Raw genomic sequence first — 9,355 nt, forward strand, 5'->3', positions numbered from 1 at the left:
AACCTTCATGGCGATGTCAGTAGACATGGTTGCCTCGGGTCTCTGCTGCCAGCACCATGTTGGCGAGCATGTGCACGAGCTGGCGATCGTGCACTGCAGCCGAAGCCGTGGGCGGTGGTTCCGGCCGCCGATGCGTCGGCGGGGAAGGCTGGGGGCTCGCGATCAACACCGCCAGCCCTTGCCAAAAGCCATGAAAAACGATGGCGCCCATGTCCTTGGCGCAGGCCTGACCGCACAGGACGGCGGCGCGCAGCGTCTCGTAGAAATCCTTGCAGCCGTGCGGCAGCATCGGGGTGCGCACATGGGCTCACCATTTTTTTTTACGGGCCATCGCGCGTTCGATGCTGCGGGGATGGACGCTGATGCCGAGTGTCGAATGCAGCAGTTGCGCCAGGGATCGCGCCTGCAGCGGAGCACCCGCGTTCTGGTTCTGCTCGATGAGCTGCATGACCTCGTCGGTGAGCTTGTGGGCCGACTTTGGCCCACGCGTGCGCGGCAGCAGGCCGGCAATGCCCTCGCGTTCGAACGCGGCCTCAGCCTGATAGTAGGTTGGCCGCGACAGACCGAAAAGCGCGGCGGCATCGGCCTTGTTGACGCCAACATGACGCAGCATCTCGTACTTCACCTGCACGAGATCGAGAGGATCGAAGAAGCTGGATTCACGAAACCACGGTGCGCGGACGGCTTCGGGGCGCGTGTTGAGCGCTCCGAGCTGGCGCAATCGATCGCGTTTGGTCTCGTTGGGCATGGTATATATCCCCTTGCTTGTGTGTAAATCAAATTACGCCTCAACGAGCGATGTGTCAATTTAATGAAGGCAGCTGTCATACAGGTCCGGCGCCGAAAAGATGCGCAACACAGAGGCTGCAACGACAGCGGATCCGGCATGCAGCGGCATAATTATGTTGACAATGCGGCATAAATTGCCTGACACGTGTTCAGTTGCCATGGCTGCGCTCGATTTGCTCGATCAAAGCCGCCAGGGTTGCCAGATCATCTGGACGCACGGACGACCGACCGGCCGCGACCTGAATGAAACATCGGGTTCACCGACGTCCGTCCATGACGCAAGCAGCGAGCGAAGCCGTCCCTCCGCGTCGTAGAACATGACGCGGTCCTCACCCCAGTTCTGTTTGCGGGTCGACAGCACGAAGCGCTGGCCCCGCCACGGATGGAACGGGTGCGTGACCTCGAACTCTATACGCGCTTGAGTGTCAGCACGAGCTGCAGTCCTGGACTTGAAAGAAAGCCAAGGTCGAATGTGGCGTCCGTTTCGCTGAGCTGCATTCTCGGTCGGCTGCGCAACCAGACTTTCTTTTCCCTGGACGAAGCCAATGCCGCTATCCGGGAGGCTGTGGAGCGGATCAACACCCACGTCATGCGCCGACTGGACCAGTGCCGTCGCGACCGCATCTGGATCGGTGGACGCGCGAGATTGCCGACCAGCGGGAAGAACAGATCGTCGCGCTGCGCGAACACGAAGGCTGTGGCGAAGACGGGCGATCTGGCCCGCATAGCGAGGCGACGCTGTCGCTGGCCCTGATGAAATCCGCGGATCGGACCCAGACAGTTGAGCGGCAGCCACTGAGCGGGTTTGTCCGATCCCGGTTCGACCATTCACCATCACACCATCAGGACCTCACCAATCTCTGCGTATCCCTTGCGACTACGTCACGCTGCCGGCGAAGTTGCGAAGGGCTTGCCCGAAGTCATCAACGCCCAGACGATCCGCGCCATCTTGTTCGCAAGAGCAACGGCGACGACATTATAGGGGCTTCTTCGTCAGAAGCTCGGCAGCCCAGCGGGTAGGCGCTGCTTTGCCCTTGCGACTGAATCTGAGGACGGCGCCAACGACAAGCAGTCGACAGACATAGGGATTACCCTGCTTGCTGATCCGGCCGAGCCTATCCTTTCCTCCGGACGAGTTCTATCGCGGCACGAGGCCAAGCCAAGCAGCGAGTTGCCGACCGATTTGAACAGGGAGGCGTCTGTCACGGTTGCAACGATCGCGCTGGCGGTGATTGGACCGATGCCGGGGATCGTTTCCAGCCGCCGGCTCAGTTCATTCGAGCGGTGCCAGGCGTGAATCTGATGATCGGGCTCACGGAACTTCTCGTGCGCCGCCCGTAGCTGCGGACCAAGGGAACAAGCGCATCTCGGGCAAGCAGCGGGATCAGCTCGTTATTCTTGTCTTCGGCGAGCCCGATCAGCATCCCGACGCCGGCAATGCCCTGGCGCGTCACAATCCCGAACTCGGCCAGGTGGCCGCGCAGCGCGTTCACCAGCATGTTCCGCTATCGGACAGTCGGACCAGAAGCTCACGAACTCGATGCAACATCAGCACACTTTGCTGTTACGTAAGCGCGTAGCTGATGCCGTTAGCGCTGGGAGTTCCAAGGCATGAGCGCCTTCGTCACGACGCAACTTCCGGCGCATAACCACCGCGCCCTCCACGTACACGCTATGCACCTGAAAGACGTGCTTGGCGACGTCTAGACCGATTGTGCTAACCTTCTCCATGACGGTTCTTCCTCATTTGACTTTCGACAGCCACACTTTGGCACATTGCGATGCCGGGAGCGGAGGCCGTCCGCCACATCAGGTCAGGTCTTCCACTGTCAAAGGGTGACACGCACCGGAGGAGCTTGATCTGAACAATACGAGGGGGCGGCCTCCAAGTTTCGGTCACATTGGCCGGGCCCGGGGTAAAGTTTAGGCGCCGCAAAATCGATTGGCATAGAAGTCATAGCACACTCAACGATGCACTGGCCGACTTCGGTGCAGGCGCGGCACCATCACGCCAGAATACCACTCGATGAACTGAATCACGCCCCGTTCGTGAAACTCTGAATAAGGGCCAGGCTTATACGCAGGAGAAAGAACGCCCGCACCGTTGTCTTCGACAATTTGTCGATCTTGATCATTAGTCTCTAGCCATACGTGGACCAACCGTTCCGTATTATAGTCGACGCTCTCGACTGCGTCTTTATGAACGAGCCACTTTGTAGTCACTGCCGTTTCAGTTGCACTGAGAGGGAGGACGCGAAAGGTCACAGCATGGTCTTCAAGAAAATGGTTCCAGCTTGATGGGTAGTGATACAACAAGAGCGCGCCAATTTCGCCGACGCCCCTAGTATACGATAGCGGACGGGATACCGCAGCGGTTCCGTCCATAGTGTAGCTGGTGGCTCCGTTCAAAAGCGGGACGCGAGTTGTACGAAATTGGCCGGATGGATGCGACTTGAATTCGCTCGGGATGCCGGCAGCCTCACATCTTTTCCAGAGTTCCAATAGCTCGGGAGCACCGGGCGCCTCAGGAAAGGTCTTGCAGAGCTGCGGGTGATTGGCCGCGCAGTGGTAGCACTCCCTATTGTTTTCCCAAACGAGTTTCCAGTTGCCTTTTTCGATAATAGTTGTCTCGTAAGCGAGCTTCGCGTCCTTGAGGCGATGAATTGAGAGGTACGGCATCAGATGCTTGCGAACGTGCGCGAACTCGCTCGGGCTTTCAGAGAGGCAAATGAAAATCATTCCATCTACGACTTCGCACGCCACCGGCATGAGTCCATACTGGGTCTTGTCGAAGTCGTCACCCATTTGTCGTGCAAAGAGCAGCTTCCCGTCTAGCCCGTATGTCCATTCATGGTAGGGACAGACCAATTTGGCCGAAGCACCTCTTTCGTTCTTACATATTTTGCTGCCGCGATGTCTGCACGTGTTGTGTATCGCGCGAACGCTTGCCTTCTCATCCCGAACAATCATGAGCGGAAATTCGCCGACCTGAAGGGTTATGTAACTACCAATTTTAGGAAGTTCGAATTCATGCCCAACGAACAGCCACTCATTGTACCAGATATGCTGCATCTCCAGCTGGAATATTCCAGGGTCTGTATAGAACGGCCGCTCGAGTGCATAGCCTATTTTTAGGCCATCGAGCAGGCCTAACATCTCGCATTCAGAAATCATTCCATCGTCGCCTTCAAAGTGAAAGTCGTATTTGAACCGTTGTCGCCGTCTGCTGTCGATAACAGAGCGGTGGCTGACACTATTTCTATAATTACGAAGTTCCAGCCTATCACGCCCGTTGGACTGCCTCCAGGCTGAGCGACCTTATGTCATGGTTGTTGACCCTCCATTGCGTGCTGTCCGAGGGGCCGAGTTTAGAGAGGGAATCGCCTTTCTTAGCAGTGCTTGACCTCCGCGTTCTGGCGAAACTACCATCGCCAGCAAGTTGTCGGCGTGAACATTCGTTAAATTTGTTTAAATCCTGCCAAGCCAGTTGGCCGAGAGATCGGTACTTCCTCTCGGGTCCGGGCATACCGAAGGGGCCTCTAGCTTGATAGAGGCACGTTCGGTTCTGGCCACCGGAACAGTGCCCGCACCCCGATTGAACTTCGCCGTTGATCTTCGCCGCCTGCACTTGCATGACGCCCATTTCGAGGATCGGTCGAAATGGGCCATATCCTCGGGCAGCTGGTCGAAGCAGAAATCCTCGCGAATGTCGTCCATGCCTCATCGCTTCGCACCGTCTCGAAGGCGCCTAGCATCATCTTGCCGGCGTCCTCCTTGTAGGTGCACTCGTCCGGCACGCGCAGCACCGGCAGGCGCCTCAGGCAGGGGCTCGGTTCGGTGACGGGATAGAAATGCTCGCAGGCATGCAGCGGATGGCGACGCCGTTCTGCCGGCTACAATGTCGTGCCGCTTGCCAGTTCGACCGCGACGGCGGAACCGATGACCCCAGTCGAACCAACCAGGACAATTCGCATATAGTGTCCTCTGATAATGTAACGGTTAGGAGGCCGCCTCAAAAAGCGGGGCAAGTGCGGCGCGGAGCGACAAGTCCTGCTCCGCCGAGAGTTTTGCCAGCGGCTTGCGAACATTGCTTCGGCGATCGTCTGTTTTGTCAACACGTTCGAGAGCAGCAGAGCGGCCGGTAGCATTCCACTCCATCGCCTACGCCAACCTCGCCATCTCGTGTCGCCAATTTTCATTAGAGCGGCGGAGTGAAGGCTCAGTGATTGTCAGCGCGGATACATTCGGTTGCAATTCGACGCGTGATGGGGCTAGGGGATCCGGCGGCGAGCGGGAAAGCCGGACCGCCAGCTCACGACGCTGCCGAATGGAGGGCGGGGTCTTTGCGCTCCACTCGCACGGGGTCGGTAATTAGCCTTGCGCCCCTTTCGAACTCAACCTTCTCGAACTCAATCTTCGGGTAGATCGTCCAACCAGCAGGCGCCCTCGAGGTATGGCCGGGAGAAGATCTTCCCGATTTTTTCCGGATCCTTGTTTTGGTGGTATCGCATAGACAAGCGGCCATTGGCTCCCAAGTCAAGGATCTCGATCTTTCCTGTGTAATGGGACATGATGTATTTGAATGTCTTTTGTATGCCGCAGAGACGCTGGTTGACTCCGTGCGTGATCTCTAGTCCACGACGCAATGATACCTGGAAATGCGACGCGCCTTTCACAGGCCTGCTCTGAAAGATATAATAAGGGCGAACACCTATTTGATGACACTTGGCGAAAGTTGCAGTCAAGATATCGGGATCATCGTTGACTTTCGCCAGAAGCACAGCCTGATTGAGGAACTGCACGCCGCACGCACGCAAAAAACGAATGCTGCGCTCCGCATCGGCCGAGATTTCACCGATGTGGTCGAAATGTGTGACAATCACTGCAGTCTTACCCGCTTCATGGATGCGTTCGAACAGAGCCGGCAGGGCAGGATCCTCGAACCGCTTGGGCTCGTAAGCGACCATTTTTGTGCCGAATCGAATTGAATCCAAATGAAGGATCGGTAGCAGATGATCCAAAATTTTGTCGAGCTTGGCGGTGCTGAGAATGAACGGATCACCTCCCGATAGCAGCACGTTCGTCATCTCAGCATGACCGCTGATATATTGGGCTATTTTGGCAAAGTCAACAGCTGTTTCTTTGGAGTTCTTGCCAACGAGCCGTTTGCGAAAGCAATACCGGCAATAGGAAGCGCAACGGTCTGTTACCAGCATCAATCCGGTCTGGGCGTACTTGTGCTGGAATCCCGGGAGGACCGTGTTGTCGTGCTCGCCGCTCGTATCCAGGTTGCCCGCGCTCTCGAACTCGTTGAATGAGGGCTCCACAATATATTTAAGCTGGTCGTAGTAACCACTGTTTTTGATCTGATCACGATAGAATTTTGTGACATGATAACGCGTGATGTTGTTGGCCTGCAGCTCGCCCTCTGTAACGACACGCGTCCCCTCAACGAAATTAACCGCAGTATAAGTCCGGGAGTTCGAGTTGGTCGGCGATGAATGAGGCGAGCAAACACGAGCCCCCGCGAAGGTAGCCTGCGCGTTCAGTTTACGATAGGCTAGGTTCTGATCCTCGTAGCTTACCGCGATCGCCCCCGAATCTCGCCACCCCCAAGCCTCAAATAGCTCATGATTGCAGCGGTCCTGCGGATGTCCCGCTTCGGTCGGGGTTGACTTGAGCAGAAGACGATTCTCCGCTAAGAAAAGCGGGGTCGACCAGACTCGCTGCCCGCCGTCGGCTGCCATCTGGCCCAGCGCCTGCTGCAAATAGCTCGCAAACTGCTCGACGCTGCTCCGCTGAAATACGGATGTTGCGTAGATCAGCCTCCCAGTAATCGCCTCGCCGATCTCAGCTAGCTCAAGCGCGAGATCTTGTTGCGCGATTTCGTCGCCAAGGTCGAGGTGCTCAAGTTCGAGCCCCGGCAACTTCGCCGGCTCCCCAAGAGAGCGTTGCCAAGCAAGTATGACTCGGGAGATCGGGATGTAAGCTCGGTGGCGGGGCGGGTTGACGAGTTCCACCAACTGCTCAAACGGCAGCTCCTGGCACGTCTGCGCCTCAAGCCCGACGGCATTCACCCGCTCGAGCAACGTCTCCAGCGTCGGATCGTCCGACAAATCGATCCGCAACGCCACGGTGTTGACGAAGAGGCCGATAAGCCCTTCAACCTCGGAGCGCGCGCGGTCTGTGCTACGCGTGCCGATAATCAATTCGTCCTGACCCGACAACCGCGCCAACATCAATACGCAGCCCGCCAGAAGGGTCACGAACAACGTCGTCCCGCAATTCCGGCTAAGTACCTTCAGCTGCGCGGTCAATGACTCGCCCAGTGCGAACTGGACGTAGCTGCCCCTGTAGTCCTTCTGCGCCAAACTCGGGCCGTCTGCCGGCAGGCCCGGCACCGCTGGCGCGCCTGCCGGCGTCTGGGGCCAGTATTTCGACTGGCGCTCAAGGACCGTGCCCGCCAAGCACCGGCGCTGCCAAAGGGCGTAATCCGCATACTGCACCCGCAGCGGCGCCAGCCGATACGCGCGTCCCTCGCGGGCCGCAGCATAGAGTTCGCTGAGCTCGCGGGTCAGAATCTTCCGCGACCAGGCGTCCGAAACCATATGATGCGTAGTGATCAGCAGCACATGATAGTCCGCCGCTAGACGCATCAACATTCCGCGGATCAGCGGCCCCGCTTCCAGGTCAAACGCTGCGTGCGCATCATGGCGCATTAGCTCCGCGAGCGTCCCCTCCACATCCGCTGCCGCCGTCAGATCGTCCCGTTTAAGTGGCAGGCCGACATCCGCCGGCCTGATCCGCTGGAACGGCTCGCCGGCCTCCACCCCGATGGTGGTGCGCAGCACCTCATGACGCGTCACCAATCCGTTCAAGGCCGACTGCAGGGCCGCCTCGTCCAGCTCGCCGCGAAGCCGTAGCCCCATCTGGATGTGCCAGGCCTGGCGACCGCCCTCCAGACGCGAAAGGAACCACGCTCGCTGCTGGGGGAAAGACAGCGGCACCCGCGACGGACGGGGCAAGGCTTCAATCGGAGGGACCGCACTCAACAGTACAGTGTTTATCGCATGGAGTTCGATCATTCCAGCAAGCTTCATGTAGACCTCCTGGGTCGGAGAGTTCGAGACCGCTATCGTCGGAGCGACTCCTTCGCCGTGTCACTATGCAATCGGCGTGCCACCGAATAGGATGAGCGAGCAAGAGATGCAAAAAACTATCTGTTTCGTGCAGCAACGACGGAATACTTGCACCGGAGTGCGTCAGGTTTCGTACATGGGAAGTTTTCAACCAGACATAGCTCAACACTGCGACCCGGAGCTCAAATGACAACGCAGATGAGCAGATCGAACTTGTCGAGCTTGGCGGTGGCTAGAGCACGACCCGTGATCGATGAATCGGTTGTGATGTGACGGCTGCGTTTTGTGCTGATTCAACATCCACCTCGAGGAGGTTGACGACGAGAAGAGCATTGAGGGGGATCTTCGGTCGCGGGTCTTGAAGGCTTCGGACGAGGGCACGTCGGCGCGGCAAGCGGGGGCGCGGTTCGGCGTGGGGATATCCAGCGCGATCCGCTGGATTGCGCGGGCGAAGATCGGCGAACTGACGCCACGCCCGCAGGGCCGCCGCCCGCCCCTCCAGCCTCGATTATATGAAGCCTTCATCGTCGGGCTGATCGAGGAGCGCAAAGACATCACGCTGAACGAGATCGTGGAGCGGCTGCTCGCCGAGCAGTCGATGCGGATCAGCCGCACCGCCTTGAGCGCTTGCTTCGCGGCCACGGACATTCAAAAAAAGTCCGCGCACGCACTGGACAGGATCGCCCCGACATCCTGAAGCGGCGCCCGGGACTGGTTCGATGGCCAGCTCGATCTCGATCCGGCGAAGCTCGTGTTCATCGATGAGACCGGCCTCTCCACAAAGATGGCCCGCCTGCGTGGAAGAGCACCGCGCGGCGAGCGCTGCCGGGCCAGCATGCCCCCCTCGGACGCAAGAAGAATCTTTGGTACAGGCTGTGGGCCTGATCGGGTGCTGCCATGTGTTCGGCCTCTGTTGCGGCTCGTCATGGCCGCGGGCCCGTATGGCGAGTTCGAGGATCAGGTCCACATCACTGGAACGCGCTCGAAGCGCTCCCCATGCGCCTGGTTCTCCTGATCCCGCCTCACCTGTCCTTTGACTTCCTCACGCCGCAACGGCCTCGCACCCGTCCCGCTCAAGCGGGCAGGAGCCCGATAGCTTTCTCCCTTCGTCAACAGCGCCCAGACTATGCGGGCGTCTTTGTTCGCCAGCGCCAGGATCACTAGCATCGGCGGTTTGCGCTCGAGCATCCGGCCGAGCCAGATTCCTTTAGACACCCGGCGCTTAGTCCACCGCATCACGGCTCTGGCTGGGATAATAAGGAGCCGCCTCGGTGTGCGCTCTCCCATCGGGATGTTCGGCCCAGTCGTTCCTTGCCGCCCGTAGAGGATAGTGTCCTGAAGGTTCTGCAAAAAGTTTTGGAGAGAGAACGGCGCTTGCTCTGAAGGGCGAGCGGCCATGGCACGGTGGTGACGTTGCAATCACCGAT

At 58.6% G+C, this 9,355-nt stretch carries 5 protein-coding genes and 5 pseudogenes; 1 reads left to right on the top strand and 9 read right to left on the bottom strand.

What is annotated here, in order from left to right:
* Positions 1-16 precede the first annotated feature (16 nt).
* The 8 genes and pseudogenes from NKH37_RS33575 to NKH37_RS33620 form a co-directional block, all read right to left on the bottom strand.
* The gene (locus NKH37_RS33575) at positions 17-301 is read right to left on the bottom strand and encodes a hypothetical protein (protein ID WP_353042518.1); all 285 of its coding nucleotides are present in this window, start codon (positions 299-301) and stop codon (positions 17-19) included.
* A 6-nt stretch (positions 302-307) separates the two neighbouring features.
* The gene (locus NKH37_RS33580; protein ID WP_353042520.1) at positions 308-748 is read right to left on the bottom strand and encodes a helix-turn-helix domain-containing protein; all 441 of its coding nucleotides are present in this window, start codon (positions 746-748) and stop codon (positions 308-310) included.
* A gap of 190 nt (positions 749-938) precedes the next feature.
* Positions 939-1,150, bottom strand: a pseudogene (locus NKH37_RS33585) (DUF5372 family protein).
* 47 nt (positions 1,151-1,197) lie between these two features.
* Positions 1,198-1,617 carry a hypothetical protein gene (locus NKH37_RS33590; RefSeq protein ID WP_352813687.1) on the bottom strand — a complete coding sequence of 140 codons (420 nt, stop codon included), beginning with the start codon at positions 1,615-1,617 and terminating at the stop codon, positions 1,198-1,200.
* Between the two features lie 54 nt (positions 1,618-1,671).
* Positions 1,672-2,520: pseudogene (locus NKH37_RS34160) on the bottom strand (IS110 family RNA-guided transposase).
* 234 nt (positions 2,521-2,754) lie between these two features.
* On the bottom strand, positions 2,755-3,963 hold the full coding sequence (locus NKH37_RS33610; protein WP_352813683.1) for an aromatic ring-hydroxylating oxygenase subunit alpha: 1,209 nt from the start codon (positions 3,961-3,963) through the stop codon (positions 2,755-2,757).
* A 430-nt stretch (positions 3,964-4,393) separates the two neighbouring features.
* Positions 4,394-4,693, bottom strand: a pseudogene (locus NKH37_RS33615) (FAD-dependent oxidoreductase); the annotation flags it as partial.
* Positions 4,694-5,198: 505 nt separating this feature from the next.
* A complete protein-coding gene (locus tag NKH37_RS33620) occupies positions 5,199-7,889 on the bottom strand; it encodes a condensation domain-containing protein (protein ID WP_353042524.1) in 2,691 nt (896 codons plus the stop codon).
* A gap of 370 nt (positions 7,890-8,259) precedes the next feature.
* Between NKH37_RS33620 and NKH37_RS33625 the strand changes: the two are divergent.
* Positions 8,260-8,769 (top strand): annotated as a pseudogene (locus tag NKH37_RS33625) (transposase); the annotation flags it as partial.
* A 239-nt stretch (positions 8,770-9,008) separates the two neighbouring features.
* On the opposite strand, the pseudogene NKH37_RS33630 reads toward NKH37_RS33625, so the two are convergent.
* Positions 9,009-9,253 (bottom strand): annotated as a pseudogene (locus NKH37_RS33630) (IS110 family transposase); the annotation flags it as partial.
* Between the last annotated feature and the right edge of the window lie 102 nt (positions 9,254-9,355).

This window comes from Mesorhizobium sp. M1217 (genome assembly GCF_040318275.1).
Classification (GTDB): Bacteria; Pseudomonadota; Alphaproteobacteria; order Rhizobiales; family Rhizobiaceae; genus Mesorhizobium.

Coding starts and splice junctions, on each gene's coding strand:
- NKH37_RS33590 (WP_352813687.1), bottom strand. CDS start 1,617: ATGGTCGAACCGGGATCGGACAAACCCGCTCAGTGGCTGCCGCTCAAC.
- NKH37_RS33620 (WP_353042524.1), bottom strand. CDS start 7,889: ATGAAGCTTGCTGGAATGATCGAACTCCATGCGATAAACACTGTACTG.
- NKH37_RS33610 (WP_352813683.1), bottom strand. CDS start 3,963: ATGATTTCTGAATGCGAGATGTTAGGCCTGCTCGATGGCCTAAAAATA.
- NKH37_RS33580 (WP_353042520.1), bottom strand. CDS start 748: ATGCCCAACGAGACCAAACGCGATCGATTGCGCCAGCTCGGAGCGCTC.